Source organism: Embleya sp. NPDC127516, from assembly GCF_044765325.1.
In the GTDB taxonomy this organism is placed as follows: domain Bacteria; phylum Actinomycetota; class Actinomycetes; order Streptomycetales; family Streptomycetaceae; genus Embleya.
This window is the reverse complement of record NZ_JBIWJT010000002.1, coordinates 329,172-345,820: the sequence shown is the minus strand read 5'-3', so window position 1 is coordinate 345,820 and position 16,649 is coordinate 329,172. Positions and strand designations below refer to the sequence as shown.

The window sequence follows — 16,649 nt, the reverse complement described above, 5'->3', positions numbered from 1 at the left end:
CATCACCACGAGGGTAGGCACTCATGCGCAAGATCCCGTACGCCGGCAGCGTGCACGACCAGAGCGAGATCGACGCGATGCTGGCGGTCCTGAACGGGCCGCCCTCGGCGATGGGCATCGGACGCAATGTCGCGGAACTGGAGACGCGCGTCGCGGAGCTGTTCGGCAAGCGCAACGGCCTGATGTGCAACTCGGGTTCCTCCGCGCTGTATCTCGCGATCGAACTGCTGCGTCTGTCCCCCGGGGACGAGATCATCACCTCCACGCTGACCTTCTCCACGGATATCGCACCGATGGTCAAGGCCGGTCTGGTGCCCGTGCTCGCCGACGTCGAGCCGGATACCTACCAGATCGACCCGACCCGGATCGAGGCCCTGATCGGCCCGCGCACCAGGGCGATCCTGACCCCCAACCTCGCGGGCAACGCCCCGGACTGGGACGTGATCCGGGCGATCGCGGACCGGCACGGCCTCAAGGTGATCGAGGATTCCTGCGACGCGCTCGGCGCGACCCTGCGCGGCACGCCGACGGGCACCCGCGCGGACATCTCGGTGACCAGCTTCGCGATGTCGCACATCATCACCTGCGCGGGCAACGGCGGCATGGTGCTCACCGACGACGAGGACCTGCGCGACCGCGGTCTGATGTTGCGGCGCTGGGGCCGACGCAGCGAACTGCAGCTCTTCGGCTCCAAGCGGGGCAACCGCGACTTCTTCGAGGAGATCGACGGCGTGTTGTACGACAACCTGTTCATCTTCGACGAGATCGGCTGGAACTTCGAGCCCTCGGAGCTGGGCGCCGCCTTCGGGCTGGCCCAACTCGCCAAGCTGCCCCGGTTCCTGGCCACCCGTCGGGAGCACTTCGCCGCGCATCACGCGTACTTCGACGCGCGCGCGGAGTTCACCGCACCGCGCCAGACCGAGGGCCTGGAGACGGGGTGGCTCAACTTCCCCATCCTGCTGAACGAGGGGCTGCCGTTCACTCGCGGCGAGATGCAGGCGTGGCTGGAGGAGCGCGGGGTGTCCACGCGGACCGTGTGGTCGGGCAACATCCTGCGCCAGCCCGGCTTCAAGGACATCGCGCACCGCGCCGACCCGGGCGGCTACCCCAATGCCGACCGGGTGATGGAGCACGCGCTGATCGTGCCGATGAACCATCGCATGGACGCCGAGGATGTGGCCTACATCCACGAGCAGGTGGACGCCTTCCTGGCGACGCGCTGAGCACGACGGACCGACCGCCTCCGAACTCGCGTCCGTCACACCGGAGGGGCCGCACACTGGCCGCGCACCGTGACGGACCGCCCACCGAGAAACCGCATGCCGAAGGGGCCGGGCGCGTCCCGCCCGGCCCCTGTCCGCCCTCGCCCACGAACCGTCGGCGCCGATCAGCCGTCCTGGCGGACGGCCTCGCCCTCGATCTCGATCCTGATTTTCTTCGAGACCAGCACGCCGCCGCTCTCCAGCGCCTGGTTCCAGGTCATCCCGTAGTCCTCGCGGTTGATCTCCGTGGTCGCGGTGAACGCGAGCACCTCCTGCCCCCACGGGCTGGTCGCGAGGCCCTCCAGCTCGACCGCGAGCTCGACCTCGCGGGCGATGCCCTTGATGGTCAGCTCGCCGGCCAGGGTGAACTGGTTGCCGTCGTGGCCGCTCAGGCGCAGGGTACGGAAGGTCATCTGCGGATACTTCTCCACCTCCATGAAGTCCGCACTGGCCAGGTGGGCGTCGCGGTCCGGCTGACCGGTGGTCATGCTCGCGGTGGAGATCGTCGCCTCGACGGTGGAGTCCATCGGGTCCTCGGCGACGGTGATCGCTCCGGTGAAGTCGGTGAACTGGCCACGCACCTTGCTCACCATCAAGTGCCGCGCCGTGAACCCGACGCGGGTGTGGGCCACATCGAGCGCGTAGGTGCCGGCCGTCGGGATCGTGAGCCCTTCCCAGTCGCGGCGGGGGGTGGTGGCGGTCATGTCGCACTCCTCGGGAGAGATATCGTTGCCTTGCGGATATCGACCTCAGCAATATCTTGCCCATAGATATTCCGCATGTCAACTACTTGCTATGATAGGGACATGCACACTCCCCCGAGAGCCGCATCCCCCGCCCCATCGACTACCACTCCCTTCGACGATCCACGCATCACCGCCATGGGACTGCTCGTGGAGGTCTATACCGGCCTGATGGACCGGCTCAGCCCGCAGTTGGCCGAGCACGGCCTGTCCACGGTGGACTTCAACGTGCTGGTCCGGTTGTCCCGCTCGGCCGAGCAGCGCCTGCGGATGAGTGATCTCGCGGCGCAGACGTCGCTGTCCACCTCCGGGGTGACCCGCGTGGTGGACCGCCTGGAGAAGGAAGGGCTGGTCGCCCGGGAGAACTGCCCCACCGACCGCCGCGCGCTGTTCGCGGTGCTCACCCGCGACGGCGCGGACCGGATAGGCGGTGTCCTGCCCGGGCACGTCGACCTGCTCCAGACCTGGCTGATCGACCCGCTGACCGACGGTCAGCTCGCCGGGCTGCTGGACGGTCTACGGGTGGTGCGCGACACCGCCAACCCCGGTGCCCGCGCGGGCATCTCGTCCTGACCGCGGCCACCGACAGCGAGTAGCCCGCCCGCTCGAACCCGTGGCCGCGGGGGTCACGGGAAGCGCGCGTAAGACCCCGAACGACTCGCCCATCGACGAAGGAAGCCGGCACCACCCCGGGAGAACGATCCGCCCCCAGCCGCCGAGCGGCCGGGGGCGGATTCGTTGGACTTGTTCGGCGACCGGAAACGGTGTGCCGCCGCGCGCCGAGGCGAGACCCGGCTCAGCCGTCCGCGCGCAGCTCCCGGGCCGCCTCGGACAGGTCCTTGGCGGTGTCGATCGCCCGCCAGTAGGCGCCCTGCGGGATCGGGAAGCCGGCCAGCCGCTGGGCCCGGGCGAGCCCGGGGAAGGTGGTGCGCTCGTGGTCGCCGACGTCCGGCAGCAGCGCGGTGAACTCGGGCGCGAACACGTACACGCCGGCATTGATCAGGTAGGGCGAGGGCGGCGCCTCGATGAAGTCCAGGACGTGGCCGTACTTGTCGGTCTCCACCACGCCCCAGGGAATCCGGGGTCGCGCCAGCGCGAGCGTGGCCAGCGCGGTGCGCTCGTGGTGGAAGGCGGCCATCTCGGTGAGCGAGAACCGGGTCCAGATGTCGCCGTTGGTGGCGTACCAGGGCTCGTCCGGGCGCGGCAGCGCGGCGGCGGCGAACTTCAACCCGCCGCCCCGGCCCAGCGGTTCGGTCTCCACCACGGTCTCCACGCGCACCGGGAGATCGGCGCTCTTGAGCCAGTCCTGGAGCACCTCGGCGAGGTGCCCGCAGGAGACCACGACGTCGCGCACGCCCTCCGCGGCCAGCCAGCGCAGTTGGTGTCCGATGATCGGGGTGCCGGTGCCGGGGATCTCCACCATCGGCTTGGGTCGATCGTCGGTGTAGGGGCGCAGCCGTGAACCCTGCCCGCCGGCGAGGATCACGGCCTGCGTGACCGCGCGAGCCCCCGAGTGGGTGGTCGAATGTGGTGCGGAAGTCATGGGCGCATTATCGCGCCCTCGGATCCCCCTCGACTTCCAAGGGAGGTACCACTCGTTCGGGAACGCGCTGGGCCCTAGGTTCATCTCATGGACGACTGCACTTCGAACACCGGGGGGAACAGCAAAGTGCGCACCACGAATGTCCGCACAGGCGTGGCAGCGGTACTCGTCGCGTTGGCCGTCGGCACCGCGGTCGCCGGTTGCGGCAACAACGACAGATCGCCGCTGGACACCGTTCGCGCCTTGGAGAGCGGCAAGGACAAGCCGACGAGCGAGCCCACCGGCCGACCGACGAGCTCGGCCGGCACCACCCCGCCGGCCCGCCGCACCACCGCGCCGCCCACCGGCGGGACGTCGGCGTCCGCGTCGGCCACCGCCTCGCCGAGCACCTCCTCGACCGGTACCTCGGCACCCGCGACCGGATCGACCGCGGCCTACATCAACGATCCCTGTCGCTTCTTCACCGCGGCCGAGGTGGCCACGCTGCTCGGTCTGCCGGTGGTCAAGGCTGAGGTGGACGAGAAGCTCAAGAGTTCGAGCAGCTCGTTCTGCGACTACCGGGACGCCCGGGGCCTGTCGATGATGACGGTGATGATGTCCAAGAGCGATCCCAAGTACAGCACCGCCGAGCAGGCCGCCAAGGGAACCATCGACTCGGGGGACAACCCCACCGCGCTGCCCGGGGTCGGCGACGCGGCCTTCACCTACCACGACTCGACCTCCAACGGGGTGGTCTGGACGAAGCTCGTCGGAGACACCTACCTGGACGCGGACATCTACATCGACCGCAGCGACAAGGACGTCTCGCCCGACGTCCTCGCCAACATCGCCCGGACGATGATCGGCCGGCTGTGACCGGGCGCGTCGGGCCCGCCGCCACCCTGGTGGGGGTGGTGGGTCTGGCGTGCCTGCTCGGCGGCTGCGAAGATCCGGACACACCGCCGCGGCACGTGCCGGTGTCCACCGCGGCGGCCGGCGACAAGGCGGGCGCGCCGCCTCGACCCACCCCCTCCCCGCCCGCAGCCGACGCACCACCGGCCGACGGTTGCGAACTGCTCTCGACCACTCGGGTCGAGGAGGTGCTCGCGATCGGCCCCGTGCACACCCGGTCGGCGGACGCCGGGCGCTCGTGCGAGTACCTCGACGCCGGCGACCGTCGGGTACTGACCGTCGTCGTTGGGCAGTTGCCCCAGGCGATGGTCGGCGGCCCGCTGGACACCGCACGTTCGACCGCCACCGGCCCGGGCCCGCGCGAGACGCTACCCGGCATCTCCGACGCCGCGGTGATCTACCGCGATCCCGCGCGCGGCGACGGCCTCGCCTTCGCCCGGGCGCGCGGCGACCTGGTCACCTCCGTCGACATCATCATCCCGGCCGTCGATCGCGAGCGGCTGATCGCACTGGCCCGCACCGCGGCCGCGGCCTTGGACGCACCGGGCTGAGCACGGCAGTCGGGGGTATACGCCGGCCACCTGGTGCCCGCGACGTCGTCCCCGACGCGTAGGGTCCGGGGTCAGGGCGGCGCCTGCCGCGGCCAGGAGGAGGGCTCACCCATGACGGATCGGGACCCGCACGCCGTCGTGCTGCTCACGAACCGCATCAGCTCGCGCATCAGCACGAGCGGCGGACCGGCCCTACCCCTGCGGGACGCGCTGCGCGTGTACACCGAACACGTCGACACCGACGTCGCGGCCCGGTACGCGACCGTGGTGAGCGACCTCGCCGACGCCGACGTGGCCCTGCTGCGCCTGCCCGAGGAGCACGGCGACGCCGAACTCGACCGGATCGTGGACATCGCCGCGTCGGTGCCCACGGTCGCGGTGATAGACCTGTACCGGCCCGCCGCGGTGGCCGATCTGGTCGGCTATTGCGCCGCGTTGCTGGGCACCAGGGGCGCCGACGACGAGGGTGTGCTGGACGTCGTGTTCGGCCGCTACGCACCCGCCGGCCGGCTCGCCGGCGACCTGCCCGCGGACGCGGAGCCGCTCTTCGAAACCGGCCACGGACTGTCCTATTGACCCTCGCTGTCGATAAATTGACGGACTGTCAGTGTGTTTTCCGGGTGATGTTCAACACGTCCACGGCGCCCTTCGCGTCGCCGATGGTGGCGAAGTCGACCGCGACGAAGTTGACCTGCGCACCGCGTTCGCGTTCGCAGCGGCGGGCCCGATCCAGCAGGAACGGCCGCGAGTTGACCACTCCGGCGTCGAGCCGACTGCCGCCGGCGGAGGTGATGAAGTTGTTCAACAGGAACAGCCGCTTGCCCACGTCGCCGCGATAGGGCGCGCAGTTCATCTCGGTCGGACTCGTGTACGCGTACGGCGTCTCCATCCCGTACTTGTAGAAGTTGCGGTACCACGGGACGGGCCCGTCGGCGCGCTCGGCGAAGACCACCAGGCGACGGTTGTGCTCGATCATCGTGCCGAGCGTGGGCCACGGCTCGTCCGGGTCGGCGGCGGGCGTGTACAGCAGTCGCTCCAGCCCGGCCTCGCGGAACGCCCACTCGGTCTGCTGCGCGGTGATCGCGTCCTGCACGATCAGGGTGACCACCTCGTGCGGGTTGCGATCCATCCACTGGCCCACCGCGCGCAGCGTCTCCACCATCGGCAGTGCGCCACCCCGGCACACCGAGTGGCACAACCACAGCCCGGGCCGGGCCGGCGCGACGTCGTTGACCACGCCGGCGACGATCTTGCGCGACTCGGGGTCCAGGTCCGACTCGGCGAGCCGGCCGGCCACCTCCTCGGGGGCCTCCCACGTGTACGAGTCCACCAGCAGGCCGCGCACGCCCGCGTCCAGTTGGGTGACGATGTCCGCGTCCTGGAGCGGGCTGAGGAAGCGGGCCGCGGTCGAGGACATCGAGTTGTGCGTGGCCAGGTAGGCGACCTGGTCGTAGCGCCGGTTGCACAGCTCGGTCATCCCGTTGCAGCGCTTGGCGTCGGCGCCGGAGCCGGAGGTGGGCACCGGCACGAAGATGGTCAGCGCGATCGCCCCGGCGGCGACCACCGCGGCGCCGGAGGTGAGCACCTGACGGGTGGTGTGCCGCACCGGCGCGGCCCGTCGGTGCTTGTGCTTGTCCCACAGCACGATCGCGCCGAAGGTGACCCCGCCGAACACCAGCGGCACCGCGGACGCGGCCAGCCACACCCCGACCACATCGCGCGCCGCGGCCTCCTGGAGGTCGCCGGCGAGCCGGACCACCGAGGGCGCCCAGCCGTCCCGGTTCTCCGAGACCACGTGCGGCAGCACTCCCCACGCGACCAGGCAGCCCACGCCCGCGAGCAGCCCGCCGCCCGCCAGGGCCAGCGCGGGCAGTCGCAGCCGGGCCGCCCCGCGCGCGGACCCGGTGCGCCACAGCACCACCAGACCCAGCAGCGCGGTCACACTCGCCACCGCGAGCAGCCGGCCCAGGCCGAACACCGTCATCGCGCGCAGTTGTTCGAGCTGGCCCAGTTTCAGCTTGGTGCTCTCGTTGGCCTGGCTCGCCCGCAGGTCCAGGGTCAGGTCCCAGGTGCCGCCGTCGGAGAGCCCGGTCAGTCCGAGCTGGGCCTGGCGGACCTTCTCGCCGAAGATCACCGGGACGATCGCCACCAGCACCCCGCCGAGGTCGTCGGCGCGCAGCGAGGCGACCACCTGGCCGCGGATCGGCTCGCGGGACTCCGCCGGCAGCCGGGCCAGGATCAGGTCGGCCACCTCCGGGGCCGCGGCCGGGTCCAGGCTCAGCGCCGGCAGCGACTCGGGCGGACGGCCCTGGGCGAGCGCGTCCAGGGCCTTGGAGACGCCGTCCACCAGCGCGGGCGCGTTGTCCTCGGTCACCCGGGGCACGTCGCCGGTGAGGTCGCCGACGAAGACGTCGGCGACCTTGCCGAGGTTGTTGATCACCGGTTTGAGGTCGACGGTCAGCCGCAGTTCGCGCTCGTCGCCGCGCAGGTAGCCGACGGTGTGCCCGATCTGCTCGCGCACCATCCCGCGCAGGGTGGACGGCGGCAGCACCAGGCGCAGGTTGGCGGTGACCTGGTTGGGCGGTATCGGCAGCCGGCCCAGCAGGTCGTTGGTGACCCCCGCCATGCGGGGGTCGACCAGTACCTCGTCGTAGAGCCGGTCGTAGGCGTGCTCGCGCTCCAGCACGCCGTCGTACCAGTCGGCGGAGAGCACGGTGGCCCGCGCGACCGCGAGCCCGGTGACCACGGTGATCGACAACGCCACCAACGCGGTCAACAGGGCCCGTGCCACGCGGCGCCACCGCCGCCACGCGGCGCGTACCTTGAGCCGGCGGGAGACCTTGCCCACCACGATCTGCCCGGTCATCCCAGCAGGATAGGAAATCATCACCAACCCGAAGCAAAAACATGATCGGGACCTTCCCGACCGGCACGGGCCCTTGCCTGCCCTGGAGCCGGGACCGGAAACGTGTGCCGGTCACCCGCGCCAGTGTGCGCCGATCACGCGCGGTTGGGGCGCAGTGTCCAGGTGACGGTCATCTCCGCGGTTGTAGTGCCCGCTTCGTCACGGATGGTGATCTCGACCACGAATTCCGGGCGCTTGCCGGCGTCGAGTTCGGCGACCACCTCGACGGCCGGACGGGTCAATCGGGCCTCGGCCAGCACCGGGCCGAGGGCGACCTTGCGGTAGCGGATCGCGGCATCCACCGCGAGCGGCGTCGCGCGGGCGAGTTGGTCCCCGAACGCGGCGATCACGATCGCCCCGGACGCGGACTCGGCCAGCGTGAACATCGCGCCCGCGTGCGGGCCACCGATGTGGTTGTGGTGCGCGGGCTCGTCCGGCAGGCGCAGCACGGCGCGGTCGGCGGCCAGTTCCACGAACTCCAGGCCGAGCGTGCGCACGAAGGGCACCGAGGCGCGCAGGCCCTCGGCGACGGCGTCGAAGTCGGTCGTCGATTCAGTCATGGCCGCGATGCTACCGGCAGGTAACTTCCCTCGAGGCGCCACCTCGCCGGCATTTCCTTCACCCGGCGAATCTGTTTGACTGAGTCACATGAAATACGTGCGCATCGAGCGCCCCGAGCCCCACGTCGCGATCGTCCGCCTGGACCGGCCGGACCGCCTCAACGCGCTCTCCGCGACCATGGTGGGCGATCTCAAGGCCGCCTTCGCCACGCTGCACCGCGAGCGCGGCCTGCGGGCGATCGTGCTGACCGGCGAGGGACGCGGCTTCTGCTCCGGCGCCGACCTCTCCGGCGACCCCGACCACGCGCCGGACGCCGAGGGCCGCGGCCCGGTCGGACACGTCTACCGCTCGCAGGAGCACCTGTCCGAACTGATCCTGGCCGTCCACGAATGCGAGAAACCGGTGATCGCCGCCGTGCACGGCGCGGCCGTCGGCGGCGGCCTGGCCCTCGCACTGGCCTGCGACCTGCGCGTCGCGGACGAGAGCGCGCGCTTCGGCTCGGTGTTCATCAAGGTCGGCCTGTCCTCCGCCGACGTGGGCACCAGCTACCTGCTCCCACGCCTGGTCGGCCCCACCCGGGCGGCCGAACTGATGCTCACCGGACGCCACTTCGACGCCGCCGAGGCGTACTCCTGGGGCCTGCTCAACGCCCGCGTACCCGCCGGCGAACACCTGCCCGCCGCCCTGGAACTGGCCCGCTCGATCGCCACCAACAGCGAATACGGCGTATGGATGACCAAGAAGGGCCTGTGGTCCGGGATCGGCGCGACCTCGCTGCGCCAGCAGATCGAACTGGAGAACCGCACCCAGGTACTGGGCACCTTCACCGGCAACATGGCCGAAGCCGCCGCCGCCTTCCGCGAACGCCGAACCCCCACCTGGCGGGACATGTGAACGCCCCGCGCTCACCCGCCGATCGGCTCCGGCCCGGGCCACCGGAACAACCGCCCCGCCTCGGCCGCGTGCTCACCCGGATTCGCCGCCAACCGGACCTCCTCGATCGGATTCCCGTGCGCGTCGCGCCCCTGGACCCGAGTCAGGTAGCCCGCCGCCGCCAACTCGTCGAGGTAGCCCGCGATCGACTCCGGACTCTCCCCCGGCCGCGACCCCAGCGCCCGCGGCTCCGGCCGGGCACCGTCCGGCAACAACAGCAGATACACCGCGAGGCCGCGCGCCCGCACACTCAGCCGGGCGTCCTTCAGGAGCGCGTCGTCGGGTCCGAGCCCCGACCCGCCGTCCTCGCCCCAGATGCGCCTCATGGCCTCAGTCTCGATCACGATCGCGCCCGGCAGAGCAAACCGCACAACCCCTACACAAACGAGTGACCAATCGTTTGCCCGGGCGCCCACAGTGCGGACGCGGGCACGCTGGGAGACCGCCGACCCGATAGTTTTCCGCTCGGGCCATCTCGAACAGGTGATCCCGGCGGCTGCGGAGTTCCGAGAACTGTGAGGCTTCGATGCGTACCACCCCCGCGCGGCTCCTCGACCAAGCCTGGCGCGCCCTCGGCGGCGACCCCGCCGACCGCGCGCACATCGCCTTCACCGGCCCCGACCACACGCTGACCTCCGCGCTCCCGGTGACCGCGATCGCCCAGGCCGCAATCGGCGCCGTCGCGCTCGCCGCCCGCGAACTCGGCGCCGCTCGTGGGGGATCCGTCCCGGCACCGGTGGTGCTGGACAGCCGGGCCGCGGCCATGGCGATGAGCAGCGACCGGCACCTGCGCCTGGCCGGCGAACCGCTGGTGTCGATGCATCCGCTCTCCCGCTTCCACCGCAGCGCCGACGGCTGGGTGCGCCTGCACGGCAACTACCCGCACCACCGCGCCGCGGCGTTCGCCGCACTGCGCGTCGAGACGGTGGACGACGCGATCGAGGCCCTGGCCCGGCTCACCGGCACCGAGATCGAGGAACTGCTCGCCGCACACGGCGCGTTGGGCTTCGCCGTCCGCGAGGGCGACGCCTGGGCCGCACACCCCCAGGGCGCCTGTGTCGCCGCCCTGCCGCCGCTCGACCTCACCCGCACCGCCGCCGGCGACCCGTGGTGCCCCGCACCCGATCCCGCACCCGCCGCCGGTGTGCGGATCCTGGACCTGACCCGGGTGCTCGCCGGCCCCACCGGCACCCGCACCCTCGCCCACCTGGGCGCCGACGTCCTGCGCGTGGACTCCCCGCACCTGCCGGAGAATCCGGGCGAGTACTGGGACAACGCGTTCGGCAAACGCTCCACCCTGCTGGACCTGCGCGACCGGGCCGACCGATCCCGCTTCGAGGAACTGCTCGCCGACGCCGACGTGTTGATCACCGGATACCGCAGCGACGCGATGGCCGCCCTGGGCCTGGACCACGAAACGCTCGGCGCCCGCCGACCCGGGCTGATCACCGCCGCGTTCAACGCGTGGGGCCCCGGGCCGTGGGCGAACCGACGCGGCTTCGACAGCCTGGTCCAAGGCGCCTGCGGGATCGCCCGGATCGAGGCGGGCGGTCGGGTGGAACCGGGCGCGCTGCCGACCCAGGCACTGGACCGGGCCACCGGATACCTGCTCGCCGCGGCCGTCCTGCGCGCCCTGACGCTGCGCCTGGCCGACCACCGGGGCAGCAGGATCGACCTCGCGTTGGCCCGCACCGCGACCTGGCTGACCGCCGCGTACGCGCCCGGAGAGCCGGAGGTCGCCGCGCCGTTCGACCCGGCCCCGTATCTGACCACGACCGACACGGCCCTGGGCCGACTCACCCACGTGGCACCGCCGTTCGAGCTGCCCGGGCTGCCCGCCGCGTGGACCCGTCCGCCGACCCCCTGGGGCTCCGACGAACCGGTGTGGCGGACCGCCTGACCCCTCCGGCCCACCCGCCGGCCCACCGCGCGAACTCCCCCACCCGACACCGGCGAACCATCCGACCCACCGTCAACTTCCGCACCCACACGGTGACTTGATCGGCAAAGGCGCAGGTCGCACGGGTCCCGGTGTCGGTGCCGGATGGGATGCTTGACGCATGGGTTGAGCGCCACCGCGGTCGGTCGGCCGCGGCTCGACGCAGAGGAGGATCCCTCGATGTCCACTGTCAACACCATGATCCGGCTGACCCCCGTGAAACCCGCGACCGTGCGCCGGGCCCTGACCCGGATCGACACCAAGACCGTGCGCACCCACCCGGACGGCGTGCGGGACGGCGCGCCCGGCATCTCGCTGCGCACGCTGGCCACCCTCCAGCGCAGCCGACTGGTCCGACTCGGCGCCGAAGTACCGCTGCGCGGGCGGAACATGGGCATCACCCGAGCCGGCCGGCAGGCGCTGATCGCGCGCGGCGCGCACCGCAAGGGCGCCTGGGCGCGGTTGTTGCACGAGGAACTGACCTGGACCACCGCAGGCGGCGACGTGCTGGAGATCGCCGACATGCACCCCTACCACTGCGCCAACGCCGCCGCCTGGCTCCAGCGCAACGCGTCGGCGATCCGGGCCGACGCCGAGCCGCGCCGGCGCGGCGACGCGGTCGCGTGGATCGACGACACGCCGCTGATGCGCGCGTTGGTCGCCGCCGTCGAAAGCGCGCTTCCGTAACACGCACCGTGATCAAACCCGTCGAGCCCGGCCCGGCCACCGGATCGGTGGTCGGGCGCCGGGCTCGCGTCGTGCTCGCGGACTCGGCCGCGTGCGGCGTCGCTCAGACCTTCCGGCCGACCGCGGTATAGATCCAGGACTGTGCCAGCCGCTCCGGCGACAGGTCGGCGTCCTCCCCCGGGTGCCACAACGGCGCCTGGACCAGGCCGGGTTCGACCAATTCCACCCCGGTCAGGAAGGACGCGATCTCGGCGTGCGGGCGCGGCAACATGAACTCGGCGTCGTCGTTGATCTCCAACACCCGCTCCGCCGCGACCGGCGGCAGGAAGTCCGACGTGGTGTGCGACGCGATCAGCACACTGCCCGAAGGCACCGCCGCCAGCAGCCGGTTCACGATGCCCGCCGGGTCCTCGGCGTCCGCGACGTAGTGCAGAATCGCCACCAGCAGCAGCGCCACCGGGCGATCGAAATCGATCACCTCGCCCACCTCGGGGGCGGCCAGGATCTTCTCCGGCTCGCGCACGTCGCCCATGGTGAAGGTGGTCCGACCCCGATCGGTGGCGGGCATCAGCGCGCGGGCGTGCGCGAGCACGATCGGGTCGTTGTCCACGTAGGCCACCCGGGCCGACGCGATGACCTCCTGCGCGACCTCGTGGGTGTTGCCGGGCGCCGGGATCCCCGTCCCGATGTCGAGGAACTGGTCGATGCCCTGCTCCGCCGCCCAGCGCACCGCGCGAGCGAGGAAGGCCCGGTTGTCCAGCGCGGTGATCGAGGTCTGCGGGGCGACCGCGATGAACCGTTCCGCCAAGGCGCGATCGACCGGGTAGTTGGTCTTGCCGCCGATGTGGTAGTCGTACACCCGGGCGGGATGGGGACGACTGACGTCGATCCCGGTGGGCGCCCAGTCCTGCTCGGACAACGTGTCATCCCCTCGAAGTCGGTACCGCGTCAGCCTACGGCACGCCAAACGGCCCGTTCCACAAGGGACTTGCCACGGTTTGCACCCACCGGGAAACCCTCGACGACCCCCGGGTGAACGCGGGTGATGAGTTTTGCCCGCCGGAACGGTCATAACCGGGTACAGCGTCGTCACAGGAGGTCGTCGATGGTCGATCCGTCCGAAACAGTCACCCCGCCACCGGCCGTACTGGCCGTATACGCGCCGCTCACCCGCGCGGACGTCCCGGGCCTGTGCGCACGCCTGCTCGCCCTCCTGCACGCGGACCGGGCGGATCCCTTCCCGTGCGACGTGAGCGCGCTCACCCGCCCCGACCTGGCCGCGATCGAGGCGCTGGCCCGGCTCCAGCTCACCGCGCGCGGCGTCGGCCGGCGGATCCGGCTGCACGGCACGAGCGGCGAGCTGCGCGACCTGCTGACCCTGACCGGCCTGGACGACATCGTCCCGACCGGTCCGGGCAGCGGGCGCCCCCTAGGCGTCGAGTGTCGGCGGGAGGCCGAACAGCGGGAACAGGTGCGGGACGTCGAGGAACGCGTTGAGGCCGATGATCTGCCCCTGTGACATCTCGATCACCTGCAGCGCCCACGGCTCGAAGCTGCCGCCGGGACCGCTGGGACGGTACTGGCCGAAGCCCGGGGTGCCGTTCGCCACGATCGGCACCAGCCGCGAACCGCGGCAACCGCTGCCGGTGCCCAGGAACCACTCCCGGATGTCCGCGTGCCCGCGCAGCCACAGCTCGAACGGCGGCATCGACAAGGTCGCGTCCTCGCGCAGCAGGGCGGTGAGCGAGTCCAGGTCGTAGCGCTCGAACGCGTCCACGTAGCGGGCGAGCAGCGACTGCTGCTCCTCGTCCATCGGCCGCACCGGGTCGGTCGCGGTGACCTCGTTCTCCGCGAGCGCGGCCCGGGCACGCTGGAGCGCGCTGTTGACCGACGCGACCGAACTGCCCAGCAGTTCGGCCACCTCGCTCGCCTTCCAGGCCAGTACCTCGCGCAGGATCAGCACGGCGCGCTGGCGCGGCGGCAGGTGCTGGAGCGCGGCCACGAAGGCCAGCCGTACGCTCTCGCGCGCGACCGCCAGCTCGGCCGGGTCGGCCACGCTCGGCACGACCCGGCCGTCCGGGATCGGCTCGATCCAGGTGGCCTCGGGCCGCGCCGGCGTCAGTGCCGAGGAGGCGGGCACCGGCGAGGACAGGTCCATCGGCCGGGCCCGGCGCTCGCGCCCGTTGAGGCTGTCCAGACACACGTTGGTGGCGATCCGGTACAGCCAGGAGCGGATCGACGAGCGGCCCTCGAACCGCTCGAAGCTCTTCCAGGCCCGCACCATGGTGTCCTGGACCGCGTCCTCCGCCTCGAAGACGGAGCCCAGCATCCGGTAGCAGTAGCCGGTGAGCTCCACCCGAAACGGCTCGAAGTGCACCTCCACGACGTCGGCGCCGTCCGTTGCCACGAGATCACTCATCGGGTACTCCCACCGCTTCCGGCTGTCTCGACACGTATCGGAGTCTAGGCAGCCGCACCGACACGGGCACGTGCTCCGCGCCTCAGTCCACCGGAACCGCGACGAGCTCGTCCGCGTAGCACCACGCCCACTCCTCGCCGGGCTCGAACGAGCGCACCAGCGGATGGTCCGCGGCGTGCCAGTGCGCGGTCGCGTGCCGGTTCGGCGAGCTGTCGCAACAGCCGATGTGACCGCAGGTCAGGCACTCCCGCAGGTGCACCCACCGGGTACCGTTCCGCAGGCAGTCCTCGCATCCCTTCGTCGACCCCGGCGCCACCGTCTCCGGCAGCGTGTCCAGGTGCGCACAGGGCGCGTCCGTGGGTCGCCCGTCGCCGTCCTGGACCACCTGGTAGCGAATCCCGGCCATCGTCGTACTCCTCGTCGCAGCACCGCGGGCGTCACGTGTTCCGCGAGCCCGATCGATCTCCCCTTCCCTACCACGCGAGCCGGCACGCGCGCCGACGAGGCCGCGTCGGCGGCGGGATACACCGCGAAGCGGTGCCCGGGCAGCGGAAGCGGCGCCGACGAGGACGGCACGCGGAAGGGGCGCGCCGGTCTTCCACCTGGAGGCTACTTGTCAGTAGCCTCCAGATACAGCGTCCCCATCCGGCACCGGAGGCCGCAGTGCACACCACACACGTTCGAGTGGCCGTGATCGGGGCGGGCTTCTCCGGCCTGGCCGCCGGCCATCGCCTTCGCCGACACGCCGGCATCGAGGACTTCGTCATCCTCGAGCGCGCGCACGACGTCGGTGGCACCTGGCGGGACAACACGTATCCCGGCGCGGCCTGCGACGTGCCGTCCAATCTGTACTGCTTCTCGTTCGCGCCGAACCCGACCTGGTCGCACGCGTTCTCGCCGGGCGACGAGATCCACGCGTATCTGCGGCGCTGTGCGCGCGAGTTCGGGCTGGTTCCGCATCTGCGGTTCGGCCACGAGGTGACCGCCGCGCGATGGGACCACGACCGGGCGTGCTGGCGGCTGACCACCTCCGGCGGCGCGTACAGCGCCGACGTGGTGATCGCCGGAGCCGGTCCGCTCACCGAGCCGGCGATGCCCGCGCTGCCGGGTCTGGCGGACTTCGGCGGGCGCGTGTTCCACTCCGCCCGCTGGGACCACGAGCACGATCTGGGCGGCGAACACGTCGCGGTGGTGGGCACCGGCGCCTCCGCGATCCAGTTCGTCCCGCGAATCCAGCCGCTCGTGCACCGACTGGACCTCTACCAGCGCACCCCGCCGTGGATCATGCCGCGCAACGACCGACCGCTGCCGAACTGGCAGCGGTACCTGTACCGGCGGTTGCCGGCCGCGCAACGGGTGGTTCGCCAGGGCCTGTACTGGCAGCGCGAGGCCACACTCGGCGCCTTCCTGGGACCACTCGACCGGGTCACCGCGCTGGCCACGAGGCAGGCGCTGGCACACCTGCGCCGGCAGGTCCCGGATCCGGAGCTGCGCGCCCGGCTGACCCCGGACTACCGGCTCGGGTGCAAGCGGGTGTTGTTGTCGAACGACTACTATCCGGCGCTGACCCGACCCAACGTCGAGTTGGTGACCGCTCCGATCACCGAGGTACGGCCCGGCGGGCTGCTCACCGCCGACGGGATCGAGCACAAGGCCGACACGATCGTCCTGGGCACCGGGTTCGAGGCCACCCGGCCGCCGATCGCGCGCGTGGTGACCGGGCGCGACGGGCGCACGCTCGCCGAGGTGTGGCGCGACGGGATGGCGGCCCATCAGGGCGCGATGGTGGCCGGTTTCCCCAATCTGTTCCTGGTGATCGGGCCGGGCACCGGGCTGGGCCACTCGTCGATGATCGTGGTGATCGAGGCGCAGGTGCGCTACGCGGTGGACGCGATCCGGCGCATGCACGACCAGGGCATCGCCGACGTCGAGGTGCTCCCCCGGGCACAGGACGCCTACAACGCGTGGCTCGACGAGCGCATGCGCCGCACGGTGTGGACCACCGGTGGCTGCACGAGCTGGTACATGGACGAGCGCAGCGGCCGGGTGACCGCGTTGTGGCCGGGGTCGCTGACCCGGTTCCGGTGGATCAACCGACGATTCTCGCCGGTGGGTCATCGGGCCCGACGGTGGGATCGGATCGCTTAGGCCAGTTATCGGATTGTAAGACTTATTCGGACTCCGGAATCTGATGAGATGCGGGGCGGGCCCCGGC

18 protein-coding genes are annotated in these 16,649 nt (G+C 71.6%); 10 read left to right on the top strand and 8 right to left on the bottom strand.

The genetic code is table 11. From position 1 onward, the window contains the following. The first annotated feature begins 23 nt into the window (after positions 1-23). Entirely contained in the window at positions 24-1,223 is a 1,200-nt protein-coding gene (locus tag ACIRL2_RS04020) for a DegT/DnrJ/EryC1/StrS family aminotransferase (protein ID WP_395874228.1), read from the top strand. Positions 1,224-1,387: 164 nt separating this feature from the next. On the opposite strand, the gene ACIRL2_RS04015 is transcribed toward ACIRL2_RS04020, so the two are convergent. Continuing rightward, the gene (locus ACIRL2_RS04015) at positions 1,388-1,966 is read right to left on the bottom strand and encodes a YceI family protein (RefSeq protein WP_395874230.1); all 579 of its coding nucleotides are present in this window, start codon (positions 1,964-1,966) and stop codon (positions 1,388-1,390) included. Between the two features lie 177 nt (positions 1,967-2,143). Here ACIRL2_RS04015 and ACIRL2_RS04010 point away from each other — a divergent pair, with 177 nt between their 5' ends. Then, the gene (locus ACIRL2_RS04010) at positions 2,144-2,578 is read left to right on the top strand and encodes a MarR family winged helix-turn-helix transcriptional regulator (protein WP_395874232.1); all 435 of its coding nucleotides are present in this window, start codon (positions 2,144-2,146) and stop codon (positions 2,576-2,578) included. Between the two features lie 223 nt (positions 2,579-2,801). Here ACIRL2_RS04010 and ACIRL2_RS04005 read toward each other — a convergent pair whose 3' ends face one another. Beyond that, positions 2,802-3,548: an NDP-sugar synthase gene (locus tag ACIRL2_RS04005; RefSeq protein ID WP_395874234.1), complete on the bottom strand. Its 747-nt coding sequence runs from the start codon at positions 3,546-3,548 to the stop codon at positions 2,802-2,804. 126 nt (positions 3,549-3,674) lie between these two features. Here ACIRL2_RS04005 and ACIRL2_RS04000 point away from each other — a divergent pair, with 126 nt between their 5' ends. From ACIRL2_RS04000 to ACIRL2_RS03990, 3 genes are all read left to right on the top strand, one after another. Further along, positions 3,675-4,403, top strand: coding sequence for a hypothetical protein (locus ACIRL2_RS04000; RefSeq protein WP_395874236.1), 729 nt, complete (start codon positions 3,675-3,677; stop codon positions 4,401-4,403). Beyond that, on the top strand, positions 4,400-4,990 hold the full coding sequence (locus tag ACIRL2_RS03995) for a hypothetical protein (protein ID WP_395874238.1): 591 nt from the start codon (positions 4,400-4,402) through the stop codon (positions 4,988-4,990). The genes ACIRL2_RS04000 and ACIRL2_RS03995 overlap by 4 nt, the downstream gene beginning before the upstream one ends. Before the next feature lie 111 nt (positions 4,991-5,101). Further along, complete coding sequence (locus ACIRL2_RS03990; RefSeq protein ID WP_395874240.1) at positions 5,102-5,566, top strand: hypothetical protein; 465 nt, start codon at positions 5,102-5,104, stop codon at positions 5,564-5,566. A gap of 28 nt (positions 5,567-5,594) precedes the next feature. On the opposite strand, the gene ACIRL2_RS03985 is transcribed toward ACIRL2_RS03990, so the two are convergent. Both ACIRL2_RS03985 and ACIRL2_RS03980 read right to left on the bottom strand, forming a co-directional pair. Continuing rightward, positions 5,595-7,856, bottom strand: a complete 2,262-nt coding sequence (locus ACIRL2_RS03985; protein WP_395874242.1) for a hypothetical protein — start codon at positions 7,854-7,856, stop codon at positions 5,595-5,597. A gap of 134 nt (positions 7,857-7,990) precedes the next feature. Next, positions 7,991-8,455, bottom strand: a complete 465-nt coding sequence (locus ACIRL2_RS03980) for a DUF4442 domain-containing protein (protein ID WP_395874244.1) — start codon at positions 8,453-8,455, stop codon at positions 7,991-7,993. A gap of 88 nt (positions 8,456-8,543) precedes the next feature. On the opposite strand from ACIRL2_RS03980, the gene ACIRL2_RS03975 reads away from it, so the two are divergent. Continuing rightward, a complete protein-coding gene (locus tag ACIRL2_RS03975) occupies positions 8,544-9,350 on the top strand; it encodes an enoyl-CoA hydratase/isomerase family protein (protein ID WP_402229988.1) in 807 nt (268 codons plus the stop codon). An 11-nt stretch (positions 9,351-9,361) separates the two neighbouring features. Here the strand turns inward: ACIRL2_RS03975 and ACIRL2_RS03970 are convergent, their stop codons facing one another. Next, positions 9,362-9,715: a hypothetical protein gene (locus ACIRL2_RS03970; RefSeq protein ID WP_395874248.1), complete on the bottom strand. Its 354-nt coding sequence runs from the start codon at positions 9,713-9,715 to the stop codon at positions 9,362-9,364. Positions 9,716-9,915: 200 nt separating this feature from the next. On the opposite strand from ACIRL2_RS03970, the gene ACIRL2_RS03965 reads away from it, so the two are divergent. After that, positions 9,916-11,289 (top strand): CoA transferase, encoded by a 1,374-nt coding sequence (locus ACIRL2_RS03965; protein WP_402229986.1) that lies wholly within the window; start codon positions 9,916-9,918, stop codon positions 11,287-11,289. A 219-nt stretch (positions 11,290-11,508) separates the two neighbouring features. Then, positions 11,509-12,015, top strand: coding sequence for a hypothetical protein (locus ACIRL2_RS03960; protein WP_395874252.1), 507 nt, complete (start codon positions 11,509-11,511; stop codon positions 12,013-12,015). A 103-nt stretch (positions 12,016-12,118) separates the two neighbouring features. Here the strand turns inward: ACIRL2_RS03960 and ACIRL2_RS03955 are convergent, their stop codons facing one another. Next, entirely contained in the window at positions 12,119-12,934 is an 816-nt protein-coding gene (locus ACIRL2_RS03955; protein ID WP_395874254.1) for an SAM-dependent methyltransferase, read from the bottom strand. A 186-nt stretch (positions 12,935-13,120) separates the two neighbouring features. Between ACIRL2_RS03955 and ACIRL2_RS03950 the strand changes: the two genes are divergently transcribed. Further along, positions 13,121-13,534, top strand: coding sequence for a lipid asymmetry maintenance protein MlaB (locus ACIRL2_RS03950; protein ID WP_395874256.1), 414 nt, complete (start codon positions 13,121-13,123; stop codon positions 13,532-13,534). On the opposite strand, the gene ACIRL2_RS03945 is transcribed toward ACIRL2_RS03950, so the two are convergent. Next, positions 13,445-14,434, bottom strand: a complete 990-nt coding sequence (locus ACIRL2_RS03945; protein ID WP_402229983.1) for a sigma-70 family RNA polymerase sigma factor — start codon at positions 14,432-14,434, stop codon at positions 13,445-13,447. The genes ACIRL2_RS03950 and ACIRL2_RS03945 overlap by 90 nt on opposite strands. A gap of 82 nt (positions 14,435-14,516) precedes the next feature. Next, complete coding sequence (locus tag ACIRL2_RS03940) at positions 14,517-14,840, bottom strand: ubiquitin carboxyl-terminal hydrolase 14 (RefSeq protein WP_395874260.1); 324 nt, start codon at positions 14,838-14,840, stop codon at positions 14,517-14,519. Positions 14,841-15,118: 278 nt separating this feature from the next. Here ACIRL2_RS03940 and ACIRL2_RS03935 point away from each other — a divergent pair, with 278 nt between their 5' ends. Further along, positions 15,119-16,582 carry a flavin-containing monooxygenase gene (locus ACIRL2_RS03935; protein ID WP_402229981.1) on the top strand — a complete coding sequence of 488 codons (1,464 nt, stop codon included), beginning with the start codon at positions 15,119-15,121 and terminating at the stop codon, positions 16,580-16,582. Positions 16,583-16,649: the final 67 nt, after the last annotated feature.